Source organism: Pseudomonas sp. SID14000 (assembly GCF_002165135.1).
Classification (GTDB): domain Bacteria; phylum Pseudomonadota; class Gammaproteobacteria; order Pseudomonadales; family Pseudomonadaceae; genus Aquipseudomonas.
The window spans coordinates 164,394-189,921 of the sequence record NZ_NFZQ01000004.1 but is presented as its reverse complement, the minus strand read 5'-3'; the positions used below and the strand labels follow the sequence as shown (position 1 = coordinate 189,921).

General features: G+C 60.2%; 20 protein-coding genes and 1 pseudogene. 19 read left to right on the top strand and 2 right to left on the bottom strand.

The annotated features are described in order from the left end of the window. Nucleotides 1–5 precede the first annotated feature (5 nt). The 5 genes and pseudogenes from CAY82_RS07755 to CAY82_RS07735 all read left to right on the top strand — a co-directional run. A pseudogene (locus CAY82_RS07755) lies at nt 6–179 on the top strand (molybdopterin molybdenumtransferase MoeA); the annotation flags it as partial. A 352-nt stretch (nt 180–531) separates the two neighbouring features. Continuing rightward, nucleotides 532–2,856, top strand: coding sequence for an FdhF/YdeP family oxidoreductase (locus tag CAY82_RS07750; protein ID WP_087500690.1), 2,325 nt, complete (start codon nt 532–534; stop codon nt 2,854–2,856). 99 nt (nt 2,857–2,955) lie between these two features. Next, the gene (locus CAY82_RS07745; RefSeq protein ID WP_087500689.1) at nt 2,956–4,347 is read left to right on the top strand and encodes a cytochrome ubiquinol oxidase subunit I; all 1,392 of its coding nucleotides are present in this window, start codon (nt 2,956–2,958) and stop codon (nt 4,345–4,347) included. A 14-nt stretch (nt 4,348–4,361) separates the two neighbouring features. Continuing rightward, nucleotides 4,362–5,378 carry a cytochrome d ubiquinol oxidase subunit II gene (cydB, locus tag CAY82_RS07740; protein ID WP_087500688.1) on the top strand — a complete coding sequence of 339 codons (1,017 nt, stop codon included), beginning with the start codon at nt 4,362–4,364 and terminating at the stop codon, nt 5,376–5,378. A gap of 155 nt (nt 5,379–5,533) precedes the next feature. Beyond that, nucleotides 5,534–6,472: a Dyp-type peroxidase gene (locus CAY82_RS07735; RefSeq protein WP_087500687.1), complete on the top strand. Its 939-nt coding sequence runs from the start codon at nt 5,534–5,536 to the stop codon at nt 6,470–6,472. A 301-nt stretch (nt 6,473–6,773) separates the two neighbouring features. Here the strand turns inward: CAY82_RS07735 and CAY82_RS07730 are convergent, their stop codons facing one another. After that, on the bottom strand, nt 6,774–7,292 hold the full coding sequence (locus CAY82_RS07730; protein ID WP_087500686.1) for a cysteine hydrolase family protein: 519 nt from the start codon (nt 7,290–7,292) through the stop codon (nt 6,774–6,776). Nucleotides 7,293–7,971: 679 nt separating this feature from the next. Between CAY82_RS07730 and CAY82_RS07725 the strand changes: the two genes are divergently transcribed. Further along, complete coding sequence (locus CAY82_RS07725; RefSeq protein ID WP_140399090.1) at nt 7,972–8,256, top strand: hypothetical protein; 285 nt, start codon at nt 7,972–7,974, stop codon at nt 8,254–8,256. Nucleotides 8,257–8,426: 170 nt separating this feature from the next. Here the strand turns inward: CAY82_RS07725 and CAY82_RS07720 are convergent, their stop codons facing one another. Continuing rightward, complete coding sequence (locus tag CAY82_RS07720) at nt 8,427–9,341, bottom strand: LysR family transcriptional regulator (protein ID WP_087500684.1); 915 nt, start codon at nt 9,339–9,341, stop codon at nt 8,427–8,429. Nucleotides 9,342–9,465: 124 nt separating this feature from the next. Here CAY82_RS07720 and CAY82_RS07715 point away from each other — a divergent pair, with 124 nt between their 5' ends. The 13 genes from CAY82_RS07715 to CAY82_RS07655 all read left to right on the top strand — a co-directional run bounded on the left by CAY82_RS07715 (nt 9,466) and on the right by CAY82_RS07655 (nt 25,475). Beyond that, the gene (locus tag CAY82_RS07715) at nt 9,466–9,924 is read left to right on the top strand and encodes a DUF6196 family protein (protein ID WP_087500683.1); all 459 of its coding nucleotides are present in this window, start codon (nt 9,466–9,468) and stop codon (nt 9,922–9,924) included. 109 nt (nt 9,925–10,033) lie between these two features. Beyond that, nucleotides 10,034–10,330, top strand: a complete 297-nt coding sequence (locus tag CAY82_RS07710; protein ID WP_087500682.1) for a FecR domain-containing protein — start codon at nt 10,034–10,036, stop codon at nt 10,328–10,330. A 468-nt stretch (nt 10,331–10,798) separates the two neighbouring features. After that, nucleotides 10,799–11,368, top strand: a complete 570-nt coding sequence (locus CAY82_RS07705; protein WP_087500681.1) for an acyl carrier protein — start codon at nt 10,799–10,801, stop codon at nt 11,366–11,368. A gap of 11 nt (nt 11,369–11,379) precedes the next feature. Continuing rightward, nucleotides 11,380–12,654: a beta-ketoacyl-[acyl-carrier-protein] synthase family protein gene (locus tag CAY82_RS07700; RefSeq protein WP_087500680.1), complete on the top strand. Its 1,275-nt coding sequence runs from the start codon at nt 11,380–11,382 to the stop codon at nt 12,652–12,654. A gap of 169 nt (nt 12,655–12,823) precedes the next feature. Then, entirely contained in the window at nt 12,824–13,738 is a 915-nt protein-coding gene (locus CAY82_RS07695; RefSeq protein ID WP_087500858.1) for a beta-ketoacyl synthase, read from the top strand. Continuing rightward, nucleotides 13,735–15,033 (top strand): beta-ketoacyl-[acyl-carrier-protein] synthase family protein, encoded by a 1,299-nt coding sequence (locus CAY82_RS07690; protein ID WP_084858048.1) that lies wholly within the window; start codon nt 13,735–13,737, stop codon nt 15,031–15,033. Before CAY82_RS07695 ends, CAY82_RS07690 begins: the two co-directional genes overlap by 4 nt. Then, nucleotides 15,030–16,235 (top strand): beta-ketoacyl synthase N-terminal-like domain-containing protein, encoded by a 1,206-nt coding sequence (locus CAY82_RS07685; protein ID WP_087500679.1) that lies wholly within the window; start codon nt 15,030–15,032, stop codon nt 16,233–16,235. Before CAY82_RS07690 ends, CAY82_RS07685 begins: the two co-directional genes overlap by 4 nt. A 44-nt stretch (nt 16,236–16,279) precedes the next feature. Beyond that, the gene (locus CAY82_RS07680; protein WP_087500678.1) at nt 16,280–19,150 is read left to right on the top strand and encodes an aminotransferase class III-fold pyridoxal phosphate-dependent enzyme; all 2,871 of its coding nucleotides are present in this window, start codon (nt 16,280–16,282) and stop codon (nt 19,148–19,150) included. A gap of 9 nt (nt 19,151–19,159) precedes the next feature. Beyond that, a complete protein-coding gene (locus CAY82_RS07675) occupies nt 19,160–19,897 on the top strand; it encodes a 3-oxoacyl-ACP reductase family protein (protein WP_087500677.1) in 738 nt (245 codons plus the stop codon). Then, the gene (locus CAY82_RS07670; protein WP_087500676.1) at nt 19,894–20,658 is read left to right on the top strand and encodes an SDR family NAD(P)-dependent oxidoreductase; all 765 of its coding nucleotides are present in this window, start codon (nt 19,894–19,896) and stop codon (nt 20,656–20,658) included. Before CAY82_RS07675 ends, CAY82_RS07670 begins: the two co-directional genes overlap by 4 nt. Nucleotides 20,659–20,660: 2 nt before the next feature. After that, nucleotides 20,661–21,944 (top strand): DUF1302 family protein, encoded by a 1,284-nt coding sequence (locus tag CAY82_RS07665; RefSeq protein ID WP_087500675.1) that lies wholly within the window; start codon nt 20,661–20,663, stop codon nt 21,942–21,944. Nucleotides 21,945–21,995: 51 nt separating this feature from the next. Then, nucleotides 21,996–22,832, top strand: coding sequence for an outer membrane lipoprotein-sorting protein (locus CAY82_RS07660; RefSeq protein WP_087500674.1), 837 nt, complete (start codon nt 21,996–21,998; stop codon nt 22,830–22,832). 33 nt (nt 22,833–22,865) lie between these two features. Then, on the top strand, nt 22,866–25,475 hold the full coding sequence (locus CAY82_RS07655) for an RND family transporter (protein ID WP_087500673.1): 2,610 nt from the start codon (nt 22,866–22,868) through the stop codon (nt 25,473–25,475). Nucleotides 25,476–25,528: the final 53 nt, after the last annotated feature.

Below are 25,528 nucleotides of genomic sequence, written 5' to 3'. Positions count from 1 at the left end.
CATTGATGGCGGTCGATGAAGCGTTGCGCCAGCTCTTGGCGATGGCCAGGGCGACGCCGTTGACCGCGTGTGAGCAGGTCTCGCTGCGCCACGCCGATGGACGCGTGCTGGCCCAGGACCTGCGCGCGGCTATCGACTTGCCACCTTGGGCCAACAGCGTCATGGATGGCTACGCCATCTCGACGGGGTGAAAAGCGGCACCTCGAGGCAGCCCAGGGCGCCGAGCACGTCGCCTTCGATGATGCGTACGATGGCGTCCAGAGGCAAAAGCGGCAGTATTCGAAGTTCAGCGCGACAGCAGCTTAAAAACTGCAGGTAACAGCGTCCAATCATATTTAGTTACCAGTTCATCAGTGTTCTCTATCATGACTGGGTGATAGAGAATACTGATGAAGTCTTAATTACTTTTGATTTGACGATAGTGCGTCGCAAAAAATAGCCTGTACGTGTCAGCAGTGTCGAAGTTGATGGATCAAATGACGTCAAACTTCGAGCATGTTAATTTGCCTGTCGCGATCAAGGGTGACCCTGATGAACGAAGAAGAACATATCAAAAGTTATAATGGCCCGGCTGCCGGCTGGGGTGCACTGAAGAGCGTGACCAAGGCCTGGCTGGGCAGCGAGAACGCCGTCAAGAACATCCGCATGATGCTCAAGACCAACCAGGACAGTGGTTTCGACTGCCCCGGCTGCGCCTGGGGTGAGTCGCCCGAGAGCGGCATGGTCAAGTTCTGTGAGAACGGCGCCAAGGCGGTCAATTGGGAGGCCACCGGCCGCTCGGTCGACCCCGACTTCTTCGCCCGTTACAGCGTGAGCGCCTTGCTCGAGCAGAGCGATTACTGGCTCGAGTATCAGGGCCGCCTGACCCACCCCATGCGTTACGACGCCTCTACCGACCACTACGTGGAAATAAGCTGGGATGAGGCCTTTGCACTCATCGCCAAGCACCTGAACAGCCTCGAGTCGCCCGATCAGGCCGACTTCTACACGTCGGGCCGCGCCAGCAACGAGGCGGCTTACCTGTATCAGCTGTTCGTGCGTACCTTCGGCACCAACAACTTCCCCGACTGCTCGAACATGTGTCACGAGGCCAGCGGCCTGGGCATGTCCAGTACCCTGGGCGTGGGCAAGGGCACCGTGGTTTTCCATGATCTTGAGGAAGCCGACGCGATCTTCGTCATTGGCCAGAACCCCGGTACCAACCACCCGCGCATGCTCGAACCGCTGCGAGAGGCCGTGGAGCGTGGCGCCCAGGTGGTGTGTTTCAATCCGCTGAAGGAGCGTGGCCTGGAGCGCTTCCAGCACCCGCAGCACCCTTTCGAGATGCTCAGCAACGGCTCCGAGCCGACCAACACCGCTTACTTCCGCCCGGCTCTGGGCGGTGACATGGCAGTGCTGCGTGGCATGGCCAAGTTTCTTCTGCAGTGGGAGCGCGAGGCCCAGGCCAATGGCATGCCGCCGGTGTTCGACCATGCCTTCATCAAGGCTCATACCGACGGCATGGAAGACTACCTGGCGCAGGTCGATGCCACCTCGTGGGATCACATCGTCGAGCAGTCGGGCCTGAGCAAGGCAGAGATCGAGCTGGCGGCGCGCATGTATCGCAAGGCCGAACGGGTGATCATGTGCTGGGCCATGGGTGTGACCCAGCACCGGCACTCGGTGCCGACCGTGCAGGAAATCGTCAACCTGCAATTGTTGCGTGGCAACGTCGGTCGCCCGGGCGCCGGTCTGTCGCCGGTACGTGGCCATAGCAACGTACAGGGTGACCGTACCATGGGCATCGATGAAAAACCGCCGACCTGGCTGCTCGACAACCTGCAACGCCGTTTCGGCATTGATGTGCCACGTGGTCACGGGCACAACGCCGTGCTGGCGATTCAGGCGATGGAGGACCACCGTACCAAGGTGTTCATCGCCTTGGGCGGCAACTTCGCCCAGGCCACCCCGGACACCCCGCGGACCCACGCGGCGTTGCGCAATTGCGAGCTGACCGTGCACATCGCCACCAAGCTTAACCGTTCGCACCTGGTCACTGGACGAGATGCGTTGATCCTGCCTTGCCTGGGCCGTACCGAGATCGATGTCCAGGCCGAAGGCCCGCAAGGCATCACCGTTGAAGACACCTTCAGCATGGTGCATATCTCCCATGGCCAGTTGAAACCGCGCTCGCCGTTGCTGCGTTCCGAGCCTGCGATCATCGCCGGCATGGCCAAGGCCACTCTGGGTGACCGGCCGATCGACTGGGAGTGGGTGGTGGCTGATTACGCGCGCATCCGCGACCTGATCGCTGACACTATCCCCGGCTTTACCGACTTCAATGCACGCCTGCAACATCCGGGTGGCTTCTACCTGGGCAACGCCGCAGCCGAACGCGAGTGGAACACCCCCAGCGGCAAGGCGCAGTTCACTGCCACCCGGTTGCCGGCACAGTTGGTCAATGAAGCGGTGCTGGCACGTGGCGACAAACCTGACCTGATCCTGCAGACCCTGCGTTCGCACGATCAGTACAACACGACCCTGTACGGTCTGGACGATCGCTACCGTGGTGTGTTCGGCCTGCGTGAAGTGGTTTTCGCCAACGAGGCCGACATCCACCGGTTAGGCTTCGCGCCCGGTGACAAGGTGGACATGGTGTCGCTGTGGGAGGACGGGCTGGAGCGACGGGTCAGCGGCTTCACACTGGTGGCCTACGACATTCCCGCAGGCCAGGCGGCCGCCTATTACCCGGAGACCAACCCGCTGGTTCCTCTGGAAAGCTACGGCGACGAGACCTTCACGCCCACGTCGAAGTTTGTCGCCATACGCCTTGAGCGCGCACAGCCGGATGCTCTGATCCACGCCGTCGCCGAATAACCCTCACTTTCTTCATCTACCGACTGCAGGCCCGCGGGCGTGCGGCCCCTCCGTGGCTGCCGCCCGGGCAGGGGCCTGCCTGTCCACAAGGATATTGTCATGTCGAATCTGAGTGCACTGGACCTGGCGCGGCTTCAGTTCGCCTTCACGGTCTCGTTCCACATCATTTTCCCGGCCATCACCATTGGCCTGGCCAGCTTCCTGGCCGTGCTCGAAGGCTGCTGGCTGAAAACCGGCAACCCGGTCTACAAGGACCTGTACAAATTCTGGTCGAAGATCTTCGCCGTCAACTTCGGCATGGGCGTGGTGTCGGGCCTGGTGATGGCCTACGAGTTCGGGACCAACTGGGCGCGTTTCTCCGATTTTGCCGGTAGCGTGACCGGCCCTTTGCTCACCTACGAGGTGCTGACCGCGTTCTTCCTCGAAGCGGGCTTCCTGGGGGTGATGCTGTTCGGCTGGGGGCGGGTAGGGCGCAAGCTGCACTTTTTCGCCACGATCATGGTAGCCATAGGCACGCTTATCTCGATGTTCTGGATCCTCTCTTCAAACAGCTGGATGCAGACGCCACAGGGCATCGAGATAGTCGATGGCCGCGTGGTGCCACTGGACTGGTTCAAGATTGTCTTCAACCCGTCGTTCCCTTATCGGCTGGCGCACATGGCGCTGGCTGCGTTCCTGTCCACCGCGTTCTTCGTCGGTGCTTCGGCTGCCTGGCATCTGCTGCGTGGGCACGACACCCCGCAGGTGCGCAAGATGCTGTCGATGGCCATGTGGATGGTGCTTATCGCCACGCCCGTGCAGGTGGTGGTTGGTGACGCCCATGGCCTGAACACCCTGGAGCACCAGCCGGCGAAGATCGCTGCCATCGAGGGGCACTGGGAAAACAAGCCGGGTGAAGCCTCGCCACTGGTGCTGTTCGGCCTGCCGGACATGGCCGCTGAAACCACTCGCTACAATATCGAGGTTCCATACCTGGGCAGCCTGATCCTGACCCACAGCCTGGACAAGCAGATCCCGGCCCTGAAGAGCTTTGCCAAGGAAGACCGCCCCAACTCGACGATCATCTTCTGGAGCTTCCGGGTCATGGCCGGGCTGGGCATGCTGATGCTGGCCTGCGCGCTGCTGGCCCTGGTGTTGCGCCGCAACGCCGCGCTGTACCGCAACCGTGCCTTCCTCTGGTTCGCCCTGCTGATGGGGCCGTCGGGGCTGATCGCCATGCTGGCCGGCTGGTTCACCACCGAAGTGGGCCGTCAGCCATGGGTGGTCTACGGGATGCTGCGCACTACCGATGCGGCATCCAACCACAGCGCCTTGCAGATGAGCATGACCCTGGCGGCGTTCGTGATCATCTATTTCTCGGTGTTCACCGTGGGGATCGGCTACATGATGCGCCTGGTGCGCAAGGGCCCGGCCGCACATGACATTCCCCCGACCCCTGAGCAACCGGATTCGCTGGCCACTGCGCGTCGCCCGCTGTCCGTCGCCGATTGAGAAGGAGCAGGACAATGGCAATTCAAGGTATCGACCTGTCGGTCATCTGGGGCGTGATCATCGCCTTCGGCCTGATGATGTACGTGGTCATGGACGGCTTCGACCTGGGGCTGGGCATCCTTTTCCCGTTGATCAGCGACTCCAGTGATCGTGACGTGATGATGAATACCGTGGCACCCGTGTGGGACGGCAACGAGACATGGGCCGTGCTGGGCGCGGCGGCGTTGTACGGCGCTTTCCCGCTGGCCTACTCGGTGATCCTCGAGGCCCTTTACCTGCCACTGGTACTGGTGCTGGCCGGGCTGATCTTCCGTGGCGTGGCCTTCGAGTTCCGCTTCAAGGCCCATCCGGCCAAGCGCCATCTGTGGGACAAGGCGTTCATCGGCGGTTCGGTGCTGGCGACCTTCTTCCAGGGGGTAGCCATCGGCACCTACATCTCCGGCATCCCGGTGGTGGGCCGCCAGTTCGCGGGCACGGGATGGGACTGGCTGGCGCCGTTTCCGTTGTTCTGTGGTGTCGGCCTGCTGCTGACTTACGCGCTGCTGGGCAGCACCTGGCTGCTGATCAAGACCGACGGCATGCTCGAATCGCGCATGCGTCACTACAGCCGGCCGCTGACCTACCTGCTGGCAATGGTGATCGTGGTGATCTGTGCCTGGACTGCCTGGCTGCATGATGACATCGCCCAACGTTGGTTCGGTGCCAGTCACTGGCTACGTTCGGCGCTGATCGCGGTGCTGGCGGTGCTGGCCGTGGTGGTGATCCAGAAGGCCCTGCGCAAGCGTCACTCGCACCTGCCGTTCATCGCCGTGGTGGGGCTGGTGTTCCTGGGCTACCTGGGCCTGGCGATCAGCATCTGGCCGAACATCGTGCCGCCCAGCATCACCCTGTGGCAGGCCGCTGCGCCGCTGACCAGCCAGTTGTTCGCTCTGATTGGCGCGCTGTTCATCATTCCGATCATTCTGGGCTACACCTTCTGGAGCTACCACGTATTCCGCGGCAAGGTGCAGGCAGGGGATGCCTATCACTAGGTGTCGAGCGGTGACGCACGCTGGTGCAGGGGTACATCACCTGTACAGGCGTGCCTGACCGCGATGCTTCACTGCGGCGCTGCCAATGTCATTCGGCTCATTGAATGCGCGGCAATCCACCGAACTTTCAAAACTGCATCAAGGATAGCGTTTCTATGGATGATCTCGAAATCGAACCCCAGGCCGTCGACAGTGCGGTTACCCGCAGCGCAATCTTCCTGGTGGCGACGCTCAATCCCGGCAATGACAGCCGCGACCGCGTGCGTGCCCTGTGCGCCGACCTTGGCGGCCTGGTTCGCTCGGTCGGCAAACGGGTGCCGAGCGGTAACCTGTCTTGCGTCATCGGTTTCGGCGCGGCGGTCTGGGACGGCCTGTTCGGTGCCCCGCGACCGCTCGGCCTGCACGCTTTCAGGGAGTTCGGCAGTGGTCAGCGCAAGGCTGTCGCCACGCCGGGGGACATTCTCCTGCACATACGCGCCGAGCACATGGACCTGTGTTTCGAACTGGCCGCGCTGGTGGTCAAGCGCCTTGGGCAAGCGGTGACGGTGGTCGATGAGGTGCAGGGTTTCCGCTACTTCGACATGCGCAGCATCATCGGTTTCGTCGATGGCACGGAAAACCCTGGGGCGCGGGAAGTGGCCAGGTTCACGTTGGTCGGCGATGAAGATCCGCACTTCAGTGGCGGCAGCTATGTGCTGGTACAGAAGTACCTGCACGATATGAAAGGCTGGGAAGCGTTATCCACCGTGCAGCAAGAGCACATTATCGGCCGGACAAAACTTTCCGATATCGAATTGGACGCCTCGATCAAACCCAGCTGTTCGCACAGTTCGCTCACGACACTGGAAGAAGGCGGTCAGGAATTCAAGATCCTGCGCGACAACATGCCCTTCGGCCGCCCTGGTGCCGGAGAGTTCGGCACATACTTCATTGGCTACGCTCGTTCGCCGGCACCGATCGAGCAGATGCTGGAAAACATGTTCGTCGGCAAGCCGCCAGGCAACTACGACCGCTTGCTGGACTACAGCCGGGCGATGACCGGAGGGCTGTTTTTCGTGCCCTCGGTGGGCTACCTGGAGAGCCTTGGCGAATGACCCGTCATCGTGACTTGAATCAATGCGCCACAGGTTCACTATTCGTCCCAATAGCATGTTACGTAACGTAGTATGAATTCGCTGGGTCGAGCAATGAATGACAGCAACACCGGCTGGGGAACGTCAAGGTCGCAGATGCCAGATGATCCGATGCCCCAGGAAACTCACGGAGAAGACCTGGGCCTTTAAGTATCGCTGTTTGGGGTTGGTAACAGCTTGGCTACCGCCCAGTGTCTCGAAACCGACAGGTCGACCTGCCGGTTGCGAGTGATGGCTATCGAACCGGGGTTACCAGGCTCAACTAGAAGCGCCATTCTTCAGCACGAACCAGCTGACAAAACGGGCCATCGAGCGTTGCGTTGTGATGAGCAACGATATCCTCAGCTTTCATCACGGGCGTATCTGAACAGGTATGGCCGTCCGCGACGAGTACAGCATCAAAGCCAAGATCACGGGCAGCACGGCAGGTGCTGTCTACGCAGTACTGGGTTTTCATTCCCGTAATTACCACACCGGTAGCGCCGCAAGAGCGCAAACTGGCTGCCAGCTCGGTCATTTCGAAGGCGTTGGGCCTCCGCTTCTCGAACACTACTTCTCCACCCAGCAGGTTCAATTCCTCAGCAATCATTGTCAACGGACTACCTGATTCAATTGGAGATCCGGCTGGCCCGATATGGCGCGCGAGAAAAATCGGAGCTGCTGCGCTCCGCGCCTTATCCATTAGAGCATTCAAGGTTTCCAACAACTCCCCACAGCGCCAGGGCCGTTCAGTGCCATGAACAAGTCCCACTTGGATGTCGAGTATCAACAGGGCATACATGGATGCATCTCCTTGCGTTTGAACCAGCGACGCACGGGCATAAAAAAAGGCCCTATCCATCACTGGCGGGCCTTTGAAGTTCGTCTGCTATCAGCTCACGACACCTCACACGCTCCGCCTTCAGCGGTCGTGGTCGCGGTGGTCGAGGTGAGGTAATGGTTGGTCATGGATCGACACTAGCAATATCGCAGCGTGCTGACAAGCCAGATGCTGAAGTGCGCGGTTTGACAGGCAGGATAGTTGAATAGGCAGGCATTTGGTCTTGCGGACGGTTGTACAAGAGAAGAGGGTAACTGCCTTGCTCTAAAAGCTTGCGCGGTCCCTGTAGAAGACCCCCTAGCCTTTCCGGGTTGCGCTGTCACGCAGAGAACTCAATTCGAGAGTGCGACGTAGACTTTGTGGGAGGGGCATGAGCGCGAAGAATTCAACGCGGTGGTTGACACCGGCAGCGCAAGGTCCCTGCTAATTCAATGAGTTATGTACAGTTTAAACTATTGAATGACCTCCCTTCACCATGATTAAATCGCCGCCGGTTCACGCGCCCGCCAGGGCCTGAGCCAAGCAAGGTGCAAGGGTGGCTCGCAGCAACTGCCTAAAAAGCCTCTTGACATTTCGACAGCGCAAGAGGTGCGGTGGCGTAAATTTCACACATTAAATGGATGTTAAGAAACATATGTGGATGTCGAACGAGCGGGAAATTATTGGCAGTTACAAAATGCTGGGTAGCAAAGACCCGGATGCCATTTTCACGCAGAAAAACATGCTCCTTAAGGGTTCCAAATTCCTCAAGCTGGTCGGTTGGTTCTGTATCATTCTGGGGGTACCCATGCTGTTCTTGCTGGTGCCGGGCATCATCATGATTGCACTGGGTGGTTTCCTGTTGGTACGCGCCAACAAGAACATCAAGCTGATTGAGCAAGCAACCGAGGCGTATTGCCTTGAAATCGGTGTGACACCGGTTTAAACGCGAATCCAGGGGTGGGCCAACTCAACCTCAGGCCTTGCGCTGACCGTCCGCTACGGCCAGCGCAGTGACAAACTGCCTTGGAATTCGAACTCACCACACTGAGTGGTTTCTCAGCGATGACGAAAGCCGGCGCAGGGCATCCAGTGCCCGTCCGCTGAGCGTCGCTATCAGCCCTCGCTGCTGCTTCTGCCCAACGCATCGACGGCTTCGTCGATGAAGTGCCTGACCTTTGCCGAGGGACGACGGTCGGCTGGGTAGATCAGGTTGACGGGGTAGGTGGGTCCTTCGAAGTCCTCAAAGAGTACGACCAATTCACCTCGTTGCACGTAAGGCATGAGCACGTCCTCGACACAGAGCGTGATACCGAAGTCCGACAACGCCGCGTTCACCTTGGCCTGGGTGTTGTTGACGTTCAGTCGACTCGCAATGGGGATCGTGAACGTCTGCATGTTTTTGGTGAATCGCCAAAGCTTGTCCGTCATTCGATCGGAAAACAGGTAGCCCAGACAATCATGGTCCACGAGTTGCTCGGGATGGACCGGCGTTCCTCTGCGCGACAGATAAGCAGGGGATGCGCAGGCGAACATCCTGAAAGGCTTCAAGCCGCGTTGAACCAATGCTGCACTGTCGGCCAGTTGAGGTTTTCCCAAGCGGAAGACGACTTCGAATCCCTCTTCCACGATGTTCACAAACCGGTCTGTCAATTCCAGCTCGATTTCCGTTTCGGGGTAACGCGTTAGATACTGGGTAAGGAATGGAATTAATCGATGCGAGCCGTAATTGTAGGGCGCGCTGATCCTGATTTTTCCGCGTGGCGTTGAGTTCGCTGCCAGCGCCAGCGCGTCGGCGTCTTCAACGTCGTTCAGGATTGCCTTGCAGCGCGAATAGTATGCTTCACCCAAGGCGGTCAAGCTTTGACGGCGGGTGGTTCGGGTGATCAGTTTGAGACCTAGCTGAGATTCCAGATTGCCAACCTGTTTGGCAATCAGTTGCGGGGTTACGCCCAGTAGTGCCGCCGCTGCCGAAAACGAGTTTGATTCGGCTGCCGCCACGAACGCCGCCATACTTTTCAGCTTGTCCATATTTACAACCTTTAGTTGTCAATGTTGTTCTGTATCAAGCGTTTATCTTGAAGATCTTCCTGCTTAACATGTCCCGGGTCAATCAAAGTAAGCGTCTTGTACTTCTTGGAGCGGAGATCTGGAAATGGTGAACATATCGCATGAAACGGCGGAAGAGACGGAGCGCCGGCTGTTACGCGTGACGACCCAGGCGCGTGTCCGGTTCTTTACTGGCACATATGCGTTTTTGGAGTTTCCTTTGTCATCTTTTCCTCGTGCGGTAGATCCTGGCGCACTGGCCCTCGTTCGAGATGACAAGGTGTGGAGTCAACTGGTCCCTTGCGAAGCCGTCGACCAGGAGTTATTCGGCGTCTTCCGTTTCCATTTCCCCGAGGGCGCAGACAACAGCGGGTTTGTAGGCTGGTTGGCAACTCGTCTGAAACAGCGCTTTGGTACAGGTGTTTTCGTCACCTGCGGCCAACACCGAGATGAAGGCGGGATCTTTGATTATTGGGGCGTCCCGGCCAGTCTGGCTTCGGATGTCTTCAAGGAGATCCAGGCATTGGTTGATGGTCGGGCGGGGAAAATGAAGGGGGATCGATAGATACCCAGTTGTAAAAACTCGTTGGCTGAGGACTTGGCTCTAGTGTGCTCGAGACCGCGCTGGCTGATCTGCAGGAACTGCCAGCCAGGTACGGGTAGCCAGCTGCGCCTTGCGCGCGTTGCCTAACCCTTCGCGGCGAAACCTGCTGGGCAAGGGCCTGGCTCTGTGGCTGTTGGGGGCCGGTGGCGTCAGTGTGCTCAACCGCCTGGCCCCGGTGGCCGACCTGCTGGCCGACGCTCACACCGCCACCGGCGAGCGCAAGACCCTGCTGCTCGCCGATGGCAGCCGTCTGAGCCTCAACGCTCGTAGTGCGGCCGATATCCGCTTTGACGCCCGGCAGTGCCGGGTAATGCTGCGCGCAGGTGCCCTGCGGAATCGGCGTAAGCCTGATGTTGTGCTGGCGTAAGGCCTGGTTGCGCCGGCTGGGTCGGTGCTTTTGTCGCTGAACCCGCTCGCTGGCCTTAAGCGGCCTGTTGTAGGTGGCAGGGTTCGGGCCTGGTTCAAGGTCCTCCATGGCATGCCCCAGATATGTCCCCAAGTGTGGCAATCCTCTGGAACAGGGGCCCCCATGATCCATGAAAAGGCAGGGATGATCAGATGAGCAGCTTGCGCTCTCGACGTGCTCTTTTTTCGGGCGCCTGATCTGGAACTTTCGTGCTGTTTTAGGCAATCGATTTTGTCATTTAACGATCCCTGTCCAAGCACCATTGAGGTACCTAAGCCAAGGGTTACAGGGCGCGTCGGGATGGCAAGTTGACTCTCCCCTTAAGGGGAGACTTTAGACTCCCGGCCCTCGCTAGATTTGGCCTGAAAACAGCTTTTTTGGGCCTGATGACTTCATTCATTCAATGCTGCTTTTGTAGGGAAATATTCAATGAACAATCCATTGGAACTGGACAGCGTTATCAGCAGTACACGGGAGATTCTTGCGCAATTGCTGGTGATGGATAGGGACGACGTTGCAGAGCACAGCAGTATCGTAGACGACCTCAGTGCCGACTCGCTGGACATTGTCGACCTGAGCTTCCAACTGGGCCGTCAGTACGGTTGCACCTTGCCGAAAACCAGCGTGCTGGATCACGCGGTAGCGGTGTTCGGCGACGCCACCCGGTTTGTCGAAAAAGGCCGTATCACGCAGGACGGCGTGGCATTGCTGGAACAGAGCCTCAGCGCTTATGCGCCGGGCCAGTTGCGCGCGGGTATGCAGCCGGGCGAAGTCTTCGCGGCCACCACCGTACGTAACTGGGCGCAGCAATGCCATAACGTTTTCAACTACCTCCCCGAGACCTGCCCTGAGTGTGGCGCGGTTCACGCCCAACTCAATGAACGTAAACAAGTGGTGTGTGGCGGTTGCAGTGCCCGCCTGACCCCTCTGGACGGTGACTCGATCTCGCGTCTGTTGGTTGAGCAGTACGCGGCCACCCAGTTGAAAACCTCGGCGTAGGGGTTGCCTTGATGCAGGCCCGAGAGGTTCTGGTCACCGGCTATGGTCTGGTGGCTCCCACGGCACTGGATGCGGCCTCGCTGTTCAGGACGATCAGCGAAAAGCGTTCCTGCATTCGCCAGCACCCGGCGTTTGCCGAACTGGGGTTTGCTAACCCGGCGGCCGGATTTATCGATGAGCAACAATGGCAGGTCATCGCGGCGGCCTTCCCGGGTGATCTGCAGACCACCTCCCGCCAGGAATGGCTGGCGCATTACGTGGCCCGTCAGGCGCTGGCCCATGCCGGGTTGGCCGACGGCGCATTTGCCCGAGTCGCCAGCGGCATTTTTGTCGGGGCCAACAAACATTGCGAGAGCGGTGATTTGCGGGACGCCAGCCGTTACATGGACGATCAGGGGCGGGTCGATCTCGACCACTACCTGGATAACCACACCCTCAGCGGTGGGGCGTTTGCCCGGCGGGTCGATCAGCAAACCCGCTATCTCGCCGAATGGTTGGGTGTACGTGACCATATCTCCACACATTCCGATGCCTGTGCTGCCGGCACCATGGCCATCGGCAGCGCCTATCGAGCGATCGCCCGTGGCGAGATCGACCTGGCATTGTGTGGCGCGGTGGAGTTGATGGCCCATGAGTTGTCCTACTACAGCTTTGATGGGCTGGGCGCACTCTGCCAGCGAGTGGACTTTTCCCCACAAGAACAGAGCCGGCCGTTTATGCCGGACCGCTGCGGCTTTGTGCTGAGTGAAGGGGCGGCGCTGTTGGTGCTGGAATCCCGCGAGCATGCCGAGCGTCGTCAGGCCTGTTCGCTGGGCCGGGTGCTGGGTTACGCGAACCTGTGCGAGGCAGAAAAAATTACCTCCAGCAGTCGCGACGGCAGCAAGTATGCCGACTGCATGACGGCGGCCCTGGCCGATGCCGAACTGATCAGTGCGGCTGTGGACCATGTGAATGTTCACGGTACGTCGACCCAGGCCAATGACCGTTGCGAGGCCCTGGGCTTGGCGCAGGTCTTCGGCGAAACCCTGGAGCAGATGACGTTCACCGCCAATAAATCTGCCGTTGGGCATTCATTGGCCGGCAGTGGTGCCATTGAGGCGGTGCTGTCGTTGATGAGCATTCAGTTGGGCGTGGCCTTGCCGACCCTCAATTTTCAGCCGGAAAAATCTGAATTTCCGGAGTTGAAATTCCTTTGCGAACCGTTGCAGCAACCGATCAATGTCGTGCTCTCCAACTCCTTCGGGTTTGGTGGCGTGAACAGTTCGTTGGTGCTGGGCAGGGCATGAAATGACCAGATCCAATTCAATAGCCGTTTACATCACCGCTGCGTCGGTACTCAACGCCGCCGGTACTGAATGTGCGTCTCGTGACAGTCAACCTCAGGCGGCGCAACCGCTGGATTTCGACCCCGCACGCCTGGCCCATTGTGTTGCAGCGCCTGCCTTGCCGGCCGGTGTGTACGACCGCAAGTTGTCCCGCAGCCTTGAGCCTCAGGGGGCGCGTCTGCTGTATTGCGCCGGCCGTCTCGCCGAGACCTTGCGTGGGCTGGAACTGCCCGAGGGGCGGATCGCATTGACCGCTGCCATTCCGGAAGTGGATGGCCCGAGCTCGTGCTGGGATGCAGTGCGCGCCATTGGTGAACAACCGGCGGATCTCTTGGCGCAATTCTTTGCCCACACTCCGCCGCTGCATGCGCTGATGATGCTCAACAGCAGCGTCATGGCCCACGCGGCTGAGGCCTTGCGTTGCAAGGGCCCCATGGGCGGCTTTTGCTCCCAGGGCAATGCGGGGCTGGATGCTTTGATGGATGCCGCCGGCCATCTGAGCGAAGGCCGTGCCGATGCTGCCGTCGTCATCAGTAGCAGTCCGAACATCACTCCGGCGTTGTACCTGCGTGACGCTACTCACCCACCTGTGAACCCTGGCCCGTGGGTTTTCGGCGAAGGTGCTGCGGCACTGTTGCTGACGACCAACCCGGGCAGCGCTGCTCAATCTGCGTTGCGCATTGTCGGGTTTGCCCGTGGTTACAGCGCGCAACCCGAGCGTGGACTGGCGGTTGGTCGCGACGTCATTGAGCGTGCTTTGAGCAACGAAAAACTGTGCCTCAGCGATGTCGGGCAAGTCGTCGCCGACGCACAGGATCCGCAGATTGCCGCGTTGTTCAGCCAATCGGGGCACACCCTCGAACACTCAAAGGCGTTGGTAGGTGACTTGGGCAGCAGCGCCTTGCTCACCGAAATCGCTGTGACCTGGGCACTGGGTTCCAGCCGTTACACGTTGTTGCTCGAACACAGCCGAGGTGGGCATTGGGGCGCGGTGTTGCTGGCCAGAGCGTCGTCGGACAAAGAGACAATGGAGAGTTATCCATGAGCCCCACACGGATCGTGATCACGGGCATGGGCGCCGTCACCGGCTTCGGTTTCGAGTGGCAGTCCATGTGGCAAAAAATGTTGGCCGGCGAGCATTGCATTCGGCCATGGCAACCGGAAGGTGTCGAGGCGGGTGCTTTCCCCGTGCGTTATGCAGCGCCCGTGGATATGGGCTTGATGCCCGCGCACTTGAAAGACCATCCGGCCTGGGAGGGGGCGCTGGAAAAACGCACCCGCTTTGGATGGGTTGCGGCCACCCAAGCCATTGCCGACAGTGGCCTGAGCCCCGAACAGTTGCGCAGCGCGGCGGTATTGTCAGCGTCCGGCGTACCAGCTCATCGTTTGCAGGACATGCTGCTCAGCCTGGCGGACAACCCGGCGCAGGCGCCGTCCTGGGCTCAACTGATGGCGCGACAAGCGCAGGTCGATCCTGACGGTTCGCTGTGTCAGAGCAACGACCGCCTTGCGCGGGTGATTGCCGATGGCATCCGTAGTGAAGGCCCGGTGATCAATATCAGCAGCGCCTGCGCGGGAGCGTCCCAGGCCATCGGCAATGCATTCCAGATGATCCGCCGCGGCGAGGTCGAGGTGGCCATTGCCGGGGGCGCCGATTCGGTACTGAGTCTGGACACCATGACCGCGCTGTATCTGCTCGGCGCCGCCAGCAGCGAACAGCGTTGGGGCACCGAATTGTGTCGGCCGTTCGACCTCCATCGCAGTGGCTTGATCGCGGGTGAGGGCGGTGGTTTTGTCGTGCTCGAAACCCTCGAACGGGCGCTTGCCCGAGGGGCCACGCCGTACGCCGAAGTGCTGGGTTTCGGCAGCAGCCTGGATGCCTACAAAATCACCGCACCCGACCCGCAGGGCCGGGGAGCGGTGCTGGCGATGCAGGCGGCCCTGACGGATGCCGGGCTGGAGCCGCAACACGTCGATCTGATCAATGCCCACGGTACGTCGACACCCCTCAACGATGCTGCCGAAACCCTGGCGATCAAGACCCTGTTTGCCGAGCGCGAACATTATCGGCGGTTGTTGGTGACGGCCAACAAATCCCAGTTCGGCCACCTGATTGCGGCCGCCGGAGCCCCGGAGTTCATGCTCACGGCCCTGGCCTGCCGGGATGATCGGATCACGCCGACCCTGAACCTGCATGATGCCGACGAACAATGCGACCTCGACTACTGCGCCCATCAAGCGGTCAAGCGCAAGGTCGACGTTGCCCTGAGCAACTCCTTCGGTTTCGGCGGCCTCAACACCTCGCTGGCGCTGGGCAAGTACCGGGAGGCGCCGCGATGAAACAGGCGGTCGCGATTGCCGGTGCGGGTTGCGTGTTGCCCAGCGGCTGGGGCGTCGAGTCTTTTTGGGCAGCCGCGAACGAAGGGCGCAGTGCAATTACGGCGCTGAACGCCCGACGGTTCCGCAGCGAACGCGTGGTGGCGTTCGGGCAAATTCAGGATCAGGACCACCAACGCAGCCGACAAGACCTTGCGCAAAACCTTCAGCGTTACTGCACGCCGGCAGTGATTTGGGGGGTCAGCGCGGTACGCCAGGCGTTGGCAGAAGCAGGCCTGGCCGATGCGCAGCCGGATGTCCGTTTCGGTTTGTATTGCTGTCAGGGCGGCTACACCCATCCGTCTCTGGAATCCTATGCCGAGCTGTTGCACGGCTGTCTGCAGGACGGCGTCGCCGACATGGCGGCGTTCGCCAAACGGATCCTGCAAGACCGTGCCCAGGACCCTTTTCTGGTGCTCAAGAGCTTGAGCAACTGCTTGCTGGGTGTCACCAGCCTGGCGCTGAAACTGGTGGGGGAGTGCAACGCCTATATGCAAGGTGTCGCCGGCAACCTGGCAGCCTTGCGTGAGGCTACGGCCGCTTTGCAGGACAACCGAATTGACGCGGCAATCATTGTCGGTGCGGGCAGCGAGCTGGATGCGCTGGCGCTGTCCGGGTTGGTCCAGGCGGGTGCCATCAGCGCCAACGGCTCGAACACTCTGCTGCCGTTTGACCTTCGCGGCACCGGTGGCATTGCCGGGGAAGGCGCGGCAGCATTGGTGCTGCGTCGGCGCGAAGACCTGCCGGCCGGTCCTCAGGCCTGCCTCGCCGACATGACGGCCCATGCCACCCTCGGTCGCTTGAGCCTGCCCGACAGCCCAACCGATGTGTTGGTGTGCAGCGGCACCGGCGATGCACACAAAGACCGCGTGTTATGCCAGACGCTGGCCCTTGCGCGCGCCTCGCACATCACCAGTGGGTTGGCGATCAACGGCATTCTTAGCGCGGCGCCGAGCCTGGTGGATCTGATTCTTGCGCGTTGCGCATTGCAGGCCCAAAGCGTGCCGCCGATTGCCGGTTTGCAGCAGCCAGTGGCGAACCTGCCGTTTATTCAGGGCGCGCCCCACCCCGCGAGCCTTGCTCATTGCCTGGTGCTGAACCGCGACGACAACGGATTCAGCGCCGCCTATCAAGTGCTCTACAGCGCAAAGGTCACTCAAGACTGACGCTGGCGACCGCCTCTTTTTTATTTTTAAGGGATATGACATTCATGGATTATCGCGATTTCGTTCGGCCAAAATTCGTCGGCCTGCTCCAGGCACTGGGCCTGGGATGTGAGTTTCAGCGCGCCCTCGGTAGCCAGTTGTTCTACCGCAACCCCAAGGGCGACATGGTCACGGTCACCGACTTTCTCGGCGGTTACGGTGCGGCACTGTTCGGCCACAACGACCCGCAGTTTGTTGATCAGCTTTGTGCGCTGTTGCGCAACGACGTGCCGTTCAACGCACAATTGTCGATCCGCGGTGCAGCCGGGCAATTGGGGCGAGAACTCAGCGACGCCTTCAATCGTGAACTGAAGAACACCGAACGTTATATTTCGACTTTCTCCAACAGTGGCGCGGAGGCGGTGGAAATCGCTGTCAAGCACGCGGAGTTCCGTCGCCAGAAAAGCCTGCAAAAGCAGTTCGACGACATCGATTTCACCCTGGCCAGCCTGACCGCCAGCGAACGCGCTTACCGCGAGCTGGATGTGGCCGACCTCGACCTGCCGGCGGGTGTCCTGCCGGCCACCCTGAACAGCGTGACCTTGCGTCAGGTGGTTGAAGCCGTTCGCCAACACAACCTGGCGCAGTTGCACATCGAACCGGTATTTGTCGCCCTGCGCGGCAGCTTCCACGGCAAATTGGTCAATACCGTGCAACTGACCTATGGCCGTCAGTACCGGGCGCCGTTTGCCCGTTTTGGTCTGAACGTCGAGTTCATCGACCCACAGCAGCCCCGTCAGTTGCAGGAATTGCCTGCCCGGCACACGCACCATTGGTTGAGCCTGCAATGGGACGGCGAACGCCTGAACGTGGTGCAACTGCCGTTCAGTGGGATTACCGCCGTGTTGATGGAGCCGATTCAGGGCGAAGGCGGTATCAACGAGTTCGCGGCCGAGTTCTATCTGGGGCTGCGCAAGCTGTGTAACGAGCAACAATGCCCGCTGATCGTCGATGAAGTGCAGTCGGGTTTTGGTCGCACCGGGACGTTTCTTGCCAGCAGCCAGTTCAACCTGCAAGGCGACTATTACTGCCTGTCCAAGGCCCTTGGCGGCGGCTTGATGAAAATCGCCGCCACGGTGATCCGCAGCAGCCACTACGAAGGCGAGTTCAGCTACATCCACAGCTCGACCTTCGCCGAGGACGATGCGTCCTGCCATATCGCGCTGTCGGCATTGCGTCGGTTGTTCGCCAATGACGACGCGATGCTCAAAGACATACGCACCAAGGGCGCCTACCTCAAAGCCTCGCTCAATGAACTGAAGATGGCCTATCCGGATGTGATCGCCGATGTGCGCGGGCGTGGCTTGCTGGTGGGTTTGGAATTGCACGACTTGAGCGTCAGCAGCTCGCTGGTACAGGCGTCGGCCCAGTACAACGATGCCTTGGGTTACTTGATCGCCGGTTACCTGTTGCAATTCGAAGCGTTACGGGTAGCACCGTCGGGCAGCAACTCCAACGTGATTCGCCTGGAGCCGCCAGCCTGTATCACCCTGAGCGAAATCGACGGGATGATCGCTGCCCTGCAACGGGTCTGCGACATGCTGCGCCGTGGCGATGCGTTCCCGTTGGCGGCGGGTATCTGCGCGGACTCGATTCCCGCTGTGCCAGCCCGTCAGGACGATTTTCGGGTGGCCGAGCCCGTTGAAAACATCGATGCCAAGGTCGAAGTTGTCGCTCGGGTAGCGTTCATCAACCACCTGATCGATGCCGATATCCTCGGTGACGTCGATCCCTCGCTGGCAGCCCTGAGCCCGGAACAAAAACGCACGTTCATCAACCGCACCAAGCCTGAACGCCGCGCTGCGCCAGTCGGCCCGGTGATCATCCGGTCGCGCCTCGGCATGGCGGTGGAGTTCACGTTGTACCCGCTGTGCATGGATTCGGATGCCATGGCCGAGTACATCCTCAGCGGTGACCTGGACACCATTCGCGACGAAGTCGGCAGACGTATCACCGATGCCCGCGCCGATGGCTGCAGCATCGCCGGCCTTGGGATGTACACCTCGATCGTCACCAACAATTGTCAGGCGCTGAAGATTGCCGACATGGCGCTGACGTCCGGCAATGCCCTGACCATCGGCATGGGGCTCGAAGCCATCGAGCAAGGCTGCGTACAGCAAGGTCTGGCATTGCGCGAGCAAACCGCTGCCGTTGTCGGTGCCGCCGGTAACGTTGCCTCGACCTATGCCTCGGTGCTGTCCGCCACCGTCGATCACCTGATTCTGATTGGCAGCGGTCGTGACGGCTCGGTTCGGCGCCTGGAGAAAACTGCCCAACTGATTTACGCCGACGCGGCCCGTTCGATCCTCAAGGGCACGGCCGAACACGACCGGTTGGCGCAGCGACTGCTGACCCTTGATGGTTTTTGTGACTTGTTGCGCTCACATGGACAAAAAGCCGACCTCGGTTTGCACATCGCCCGTCTGGTGGATGAGCGCCTTGGCGCGAACGCTTTCATCACGGTCACCAACGATCTCGACGCCCTCAAGGGCGCACGGGTTGTCCTGTGTGCGGCCAATGCGCCTCAGCCATTCCTCGGCGCCGAACATTTCGCCGAGCGCAGCGTCATCTGCGATATCGCCGTGCCGCTGAACGTCCATCAAGACCTGCCGAGCCAACGCGAAGACCTGCTCTACATGCACGGCGGCATCGTCCAGACGCCGTTCGACGACGGCCTGGCGCCCAACGTACGGGCCTACCTGAAAAAAGGTCAGCTGTATGCGTGCATGGCCGAGTCGGTGTTGATGGGCTTGTCCGGTATGAGCCAGCACGGCTCCTACGGCGATATCAGCCGCGAGCAAGTTCAGCAGGTCCGCGCACTGGCCGCGACCCACGGCTTCACTCTCGCGCAATTCAAAACTCAAAACTCACTTTAAGGAGCGGTCATGGCTCAGAAAATAGCTGTCGTGACCGGCGGCAGTCGCGGCATTGGCAAGTCCATCGTGCTGGCCCTGGCCGGCGCGGGTTATCAGGTTGCCTTCAGTTATGTCCGTGACGAGGCGTCTGCCGCTGCCTTGCAGGCGCAGGTCGAAGGGCTCGGCCGGGAGTGCCTGGCCGTGCAGTGTGATGTCAAGGATGCACAGAGCATTCAGGCGTTTTTCGAACGGGTCGAGCAGCGTTTCGAGCGTATCGACTTGTTGGTCAACAACGCCGGTATTACCCGGGACGGTTTGCTTGCCACGCAATCGTTGAACGACATCACCGAGGTCATCCAGACCAACCTGATCGGCACGCTGTTGTGCAGTCAGCAGGTGCTGCCCTGCATGATGCGCCAGCGCAGCGGGTGCATCGTCAACCTCAGTTCCGTGGCCGCGCAAAAGCCCGGCAGGGGCCAGAGCAACTACGCCGCGGCCAAAGGCGGTGTAGAAGCATTGACGCGCGCACTGGCGGTGGAGTTGGCGCCGCGCAACATCCGGGTCAACGCCGTAGCGCCCGGCATCGTCAGCACCGACATGAGTGAAGCCCTGGTCGGCGCCCATGAGCAGGAAATCCAGTCGCGGCTGTTGATCAAACGGTTCGCCCGGCCTGAAGAAATTGCCGACGCGGTGCTGTATCTGGCCGAGCGCGGCCTGTACGTCACGGGAGAAGTCTTGTCCGTCAACGGCGGGTTGAAAATGCTATGAGCCAGGCACGCACGATTGTGATTACCGGCGCGGCCAAGGGTATTGGTCGCGCCGTCGCGGAGAATTTTGCAGCCCAGGCCGAGCACCTTTTGATCTTGCTGGATCTGGATCTGGCAACTTTGCAGGAGTGGGTCGCCGAGGGCGAATTTGCTGCTCGCATCGAAACACATCAAGCGAACATCGCCGATCTCGCCAGCCTGCAACTTCTGTTCAAGGACCTGGCCAAGCGGGTCGGCTTTATCGATGTGCTGGTCAACAGCGCCGGGGTCTGCGACGAGAACGAACCCGAAGACCTCGACAACTGGCACAAGGTGATTTCGATCAACCTCAACGGCACCTTTTACATCACCTCGTTGTGCCTGCCATTGATGGCGGATGGTGGGCGGATCGTCAACATGTCGTCGATCCTCGGCCGAGCGGGCAAGGTCCGTAACACCGCTTACTGCGCTTCCAAGCACGGCATCATCGGCATGACCAAAGCCTTGGCACTGGACCTGGCGCCACGGCGAATCACCGTCAATGCCATCCTGCCCGCCTGGATCGACACGCCGATGCTGCAAGGCGAATTGGCGGCTCAAGCGCGCATCGCCGGGATCACCCGCGAGCAAATCCTGCGCAATGCCAAGAAGAAGTTGCCCCTGCGGCGCTTCATTCAGGGCGACGAAGTGGCGGCCATGGTCCGTTATCTGGCGAGCCCGGAGGCGGGGGGCGTCACGGCGCAAAGCCTGATGATCGACGGCGGTGCCGGGTTGGGAATGTAGCCATGGCTCGACTGGGATTGAACCGCGGCCTGTTGGCCGCGCTGGTCAGCCTCGGCTCGCCGGTGGCGATCGCCGAGTGGTTGCCGGAGCATCATGAAGCGGAGATCGGCGTTGCCACGGCCGTGCGTCTGCACGGTGACGACCAGGTCACGCAAAAAGCCGTGTACCTCAAGTTCAGCCTGGAGGATGCCTGGGACAGCGGCTACTACAAGGCCAAGGGCCGAGCCCGTTACGACTTCCGTTATGACGGCAACAACCCCTACAGCGCTCAAGCCCGGGACGATTACCGGGCGACCGCCGATTGGCGGCACCTTTACTGGGGGCTCTACGTCGGTGACGGCGAGCTGACGGTGGGCTGGCAGCAGGTGGTGTGGGGGCGTGCAGATGAATTAAGGGTGCTCGATCAGATCAACCCGCTGGACTATCGCGAGGGTGTGATCGGTCTGTTGGAAGACAGCCGCATCGCCGTGCCGATGATTCGCCTGGTGCAGCCGGTCGCCGAGTGGGAGCTGGAAGCGCTGGTGATCACTGATTTCGTGAAAAACCAGGCGCCGGCCGTCGGCAGCGAGTTCGATGCACCAATCTTTGCCACACCCGATCCGCAGATGTTTGTCGTCGACTCGCGGCCCGGTTATGACGGTCACAGTGGCTTCGGTTACGGCGCCAGCGCCAACGGCCGGATCGGCAAGGTGGATGTCAGCTTCGTTGCTCTCAACGCCCGCCAACAGGACCCGGTTTACGCCGTCGAAGGCCAGACCGAAGAGGGCCTGATTCGCCTTGAACGGCAATTCCCGCGCTACTCCATGGGCGGCGTCGGTGTGGCCATCGATGCCGGCCACAGCATCGTGGTGCGCAGTGAAGTTGCCTACTTCGACAATTGGCGTGTCTCCAATCCTTACCGCGCCTACGGCAGCGACCAGACGGCGATGACCAAGTCGCTGCTGGGCGTCGATTACCTGCTGCGGGACTGGCTGATCTCGACGCAGTGGCAACAACAGCGGCTGCTCGACTGGCAGCCCGGCATGGTCCAGGACAAACGCGACGACCTGTTCACCGTGTCTGCCGAAGGCTCGCAGTTCCAGGATCGCCTTAAGACCCGCCTGGTTTTCGGCATGTCGCCGCCAGCGCAGGACGACAGTTTCGTTCAGGGGATCTTCACCTACAAACCGGTGGACTGGCTCAAGTTCGGGCTCGAAGTCGATGTGTTCTTCGGCAAGCCCGAGCGCCAGTTCGGTGCGTATGCCAACCGCGACCAGATGCGCTTGTCCGCCGGTTATCTGTTCTGACCACACCGGCGCCAGTGTACGAATCACTCAAACAATGAATAGGAAATCACCATGTTGCCCATCTTCAAGACCTTGACTGTCAGCGCACTGCTGTTGAGCGCCGCTGCCGCCATGGCAGCTGAAACCCCCACGGCCGACGACATCATTCGCCAGGCCCGGGACCGCGATGACGGCAAGAGCTTCATGTCCCAGGTCTCCCTGATCCTGCTCGACAAGCAAGGTAACAGCCGCATTCGCGAGTTCAGCTACCTGCAGAAGGATTACCCGGACAGCGACAAATTCACCATGTACTTCTCCGCGCCGAGTGATGTGCGTGACGTCGCCTTCCACATCGAAAACCCGCACGAAGCCCTGGGCCTCGAAGACAGTCAATGGATGTATTTGCCGGTCAGCCGACAGACCCGAAGGATTTCCACCACCGACAAACGCGGGGCGTTCATGGGCAGCGACTACTCCTATGCCGACCTCGATAAAATTCGTGTCGAAGACTATCGCCAAGCGCTGGTCGGCGAAGAGCAGTTGCAGGGCCGCGATTGCTATGTGATCGAACGTGAGCCGGCGACGCCTGCCGTGCTGGCCAAGACCGGGTACAACAAGCTCAAGGTCTGGATCGACAAGAAAAACTCACTGGTGCTGCGCCAGGACTTCTTTGATGTAAAGGGTGTGATGTTCAAGCAGATGCGCACCCTGAAGACTGAAACCATCGACCAGATCGACAGCATCACCCTCAGCGAAACCGAGGACTTCATCGCCGGTACGCGCTCTCAGCTGCGCTTCAACCAGTTGCAGTACAACGTCGTGCTGGACGACCGCCTGTTCACGCAGACCGCGATCAAGCGCGGGCTGAAAGCCGGCGACTTGCCGGAATACGCCGTGTCTGCCCGCTAAGCGCCGCTTTCGATTCATCTGGAACCTTAATTCGTGGAAAGATACCTGAACTTCGTCGAGCGCTATGCGCGGGCGATTGTGTTTGTGCTGGTGGCGATCACCGCCTATTTCACCTACACGCTCGGCGCGCTGATGTCGGACACCAATCCGTATCTGCTCAAGGACACTCATCCGGCGCGCAAGACGATCATTGACTTGCAGCGCGAGTTCACCGGCACGTATGACTCGGTCATGGTGGCGCTGAGCAACCCCAAGAGTGTCTTCAACACCACGTCGCTGAACGCCCAGTTCGAGCTGTCCCAGGCCATGCGCCGGTTGATGCTGGCGAACGATGAGGACCGTGTCGAACTGCAGCGCATCGTAGGCCTCCACAGTGGCGACCATGAAGCCCAGGGCTTGCTGATGCAGATCCTCGCCGAGGGTTTTTCGCAGAACGATTACGTTGCCGCCAAAGCGCTGCGCGACCATGGGGCTGCCCGGCACTGGGACGACCATGACCTCCAGTTCCTGAGCTTTCTTGCCGAACGGCTCAACCCGATCCAGGAAATGGCCTCGATGGCTGATCTGGAAAACATCAGCTTGAGTGCCGATGGCGAGTTGTGGATCCACAAGACCCTGCACGCCCTGGACATGGACCCGACCAAGGTCGAAGCGCAGATAATGGGCAACGAGCAGATGGTCGGTGGCGTCGTCTCGGCGGACAAGAAAGTCGCCATGGTCGTCGCCGAACTGGGCACCAAACAGGACGACGCTCAGGCTCAGTTGCGTGCCTATCAGCAGGTCCGCGAGATCATCGCGAAGTACCAGGCCTCTCACCCGGAGTTCACCGATGAGGTGTTCATCGCCGGCATGCCGATTTTCATTGCGGCCCAGCAGGAAATCATCGATCACGACCTGGCGATGCTGTTCCCGATCGTGTTCCTGTTGGTGACTGCCCTGCTGATTTTCTTCTTTCGCAAACCACTGGGCGTGGTGCTGCCGCTGTTTAATATCCTGTTCTGCACCATCTGGACCCTGGGCCTGATGGCGCTACTGCGTGTGCCGATGGACTTGCTCACCAGTGTCTTGCCGGTGTTCCTGTTCACCATCTGTTGTGCCGACGCGATCCACGTCATGGCCGAGTATTACGAACAGCTCAATTCGGGTAAGTCTTTCCGCGAAGCCAACCGTGAAACCCAGCGCCTTATGGTCACGCCCGTAGTTCTGACAACGGTCACGACTATCGCGACGTTCATGATTTCCACCACCAACAACATTGTCAGCATCCGCAACTTTGGCGTGTTCATGTCCATCGGCCTGACGGCGGCGCTGATTATCTCGTTGCTACTGATTCCGGCGTGGATTTCGATCTGGGGCAAAGATGCCGTCCCGCGCAAAGTGCAACTCAAAGAGTCGCTGATCTCCCACTATCTGGTGGTGTTCTGTGCCTGGCTGATTCGCTGGCGCAAGCCGGTATTGCTGGTGACCCTGCCGTTATTGGCGATGATGACGGTGTTCACGTTCAAGGTGGATATCGAAGACTCGGGCATTGCCTACTTCAAGAAGGACAGCCCGGTGCGGATGTCCGACGAGTTCATTAACCGGGCCGGAGTCGCGGGTACCTCGCCGGGCTGGATCGCCTTCGACACCAAGACTCCGCGTGGCGCGCTGACCACTGAAACCGTGCAGTTCCTCGAACGTCTGGACCAGTTCATCAGGGCCCAGCCGAACGTGAGTTACACCTATTCGGTGGCGACCTACATCAAGCGCATGAACCTCGTGCTCAACGACATGAACCCTGCTTTCCTGCGGGTGCCACAGGCGGTGGAGCAGGTGACGGTGGTCGATGATGACGGGAAACCGGAGACCTTCGACGTCGATGGCAATTCGCTCATCGAACAACACATCATGATGTTCGAGAACGGTGGCGGCACCGACTTGCAGAACGTGCTCAATGCCGATTACTCGAAGGCGGTGACGCTGTTCACCATGACCTCATCTGTGGCGGGCGATTACCAGGCGATGCTCGATAAACTGGACGCCTGGCTGGCCATCAACAAACCGGCCAACCTGCAAGTCACCCATGCCGGTACGCCGTACATCTGGACCGGGGTGTTGCAGGAAATCACCCAGGGTCAGGTGCTGAGCTTCTCACTGGCGTTGCTGGCCGTGACCTTGATGATGATGTTCTGGCTCAAGTCAGTACGCCTGGGCATCCTCGGAATGCTGACGTTACTGACCACGTCGGTGACGGTGTACGGCAGCATGTACCTGTTGGATATCGAGTTGAACATTGGCACCACACTGGTGACATTCCTGGTGGTGGGCGTCGTGGATTACGCCGTTCACCTGCTGTCACGGATCAAGATACTGGTGCAGAAGGGTATCGAGATCGACGAGGCTATCCTGACGGCCATGCAGGGCGTGGGGCGCTCGACGGTGGTCAATGTTGTGATCTTCTCGATGGGCTTTGTCGCGCTGCTGTTCTCCGCCTACAAACCCGTCATCGACCTGGGTGTATTGGTGATACTGGCACTGTCATCCAGCGGCGTCATGACTATTCTGTTGGTCACGCTGATTTCGCCATGGTTCTTTGCCTCGATTGTGCCGCAGCCAGCGGTACAAGAGGGCGAGCAGCCGGGGGGTGAGAGCGTGCCAGGCTGAATCGGCGGGGCGCCTGCGTGCTGAAAAGGGCACGGGGCGCCATGACCGCTCAG

Coding starts and splice junctions, on each gene's coding strand:
- CAY82_RS07750 (WP_087500690.1), top strand. CDS start 532: ATGAACGAAGAAGAACATATCAAAAGTTATAATGGCCCGGCTGCCGGC.
- CAY82_RS07745 (WP_087500689.1), top strand. CDS start 2,956: ATGTCGAATCTGAGTGCACTGGACCTGGCGCGGCTTCAGTTCGCCTTC.
- cydB (WP_087500688.1), top strand. CDS start 4,362: ATGGCAATTCAAGGTATCGACCTGTCGGTCATCTGGGGCGTGATCATC.
- CAY82_RS07735 (WP_087500687.1), top strand. CDS start 5,534: ATGGATGATCTCGAAATCGAACCCCAGGCCGTCGACAGTGCGGTTACC.
- CAY82_RS07730 (WP_087500686.1), bottom strand. CDS start 7,292: ATGTATGCCCTGTTGATACTCGACATCCAAGTGGGACTTGTTCATGGC.
- CAY82_RS07725 (WP_140399090.1), top strand. CDS start 7,972: ATGTCGAACGAGCGGGAAATTATTGGCAGTTACAAAATGCTGGGTAGC.
- CAY82_RS07720 (WP_087500684.1), bottom strand. CDS start 9,341: ATGGACAAGCTGAAAAGTATGGCGGCGTTCGTGGCGGCAGCCGAATCA.
- CAY82_RS07715 (WP_087500683.1), top strand. CDS start 9,466: ATGGTGAACATATCGCATGAAACGGCGGAAGAGACGGAGCGCCGGCTG.
- CAY82_RS07705 (WP_087500681.1), top strand. CDS start 10,799: ATGAACAATCCATTGGAACTGGACAGCGTTATCAGCAGTACACGGGAG.
- CAY82_RS07700 (WP_087500680.1), top strand. CDS start 11,380: ATGCAGGCCCGAGAGGTTCTGGTCACCGGCTATGGTCTGGTGGCTCCC.
- CAY82_RS07690 (WP_084858048.1), top strand. CDS start 13,735: ATGAGCCCCACACGGATCGTGATCACGGGCATGGGCGCCGTCACCGGC.
- CAY82_RS07685 (WP_087500679.1), top strand. CDS start 15,030: ATGAAACAGGCGGTCGCGATTGCCGGTGCGGGTTGCGTGTTGCCCAGC.
- CAY82_RS07680 (WP_087500678.1), top strand. CDS start 16,280: ATGGATTATCGCGATTTCGTTCGGCCAAAATTCGTCGGCCTGCTCCAG.
- CAY82_RS07675 (WP_087500677.1), top strand. CDS start 19,160: ATGGCTCAGAAAATAGCTGTCGTGACCGGCGGCAGTCGCGGCATTGGC.
- CAY82_RS07670 (WP_087500676.1), top strand. CDS start 19,894: ATGAGCCAGGCACGCACGATTGTGATTACCGGCGCGGCCAAGGGTATT.
- CAY82_RS07665 (WP_087500675.1), top strand. CDS start 20,661: ATGGCTCGACTGGGATTGAACCGCGGCCTGTTGGCCGCGCTGGTCAGC.
- CAY82_RS07660 (WP_087500674.1), top strand. CDS start 21,996: ATGTTGCCCATCTTCAAGACCTTGACTGTCAGCGCACTGCTGTTGAGC.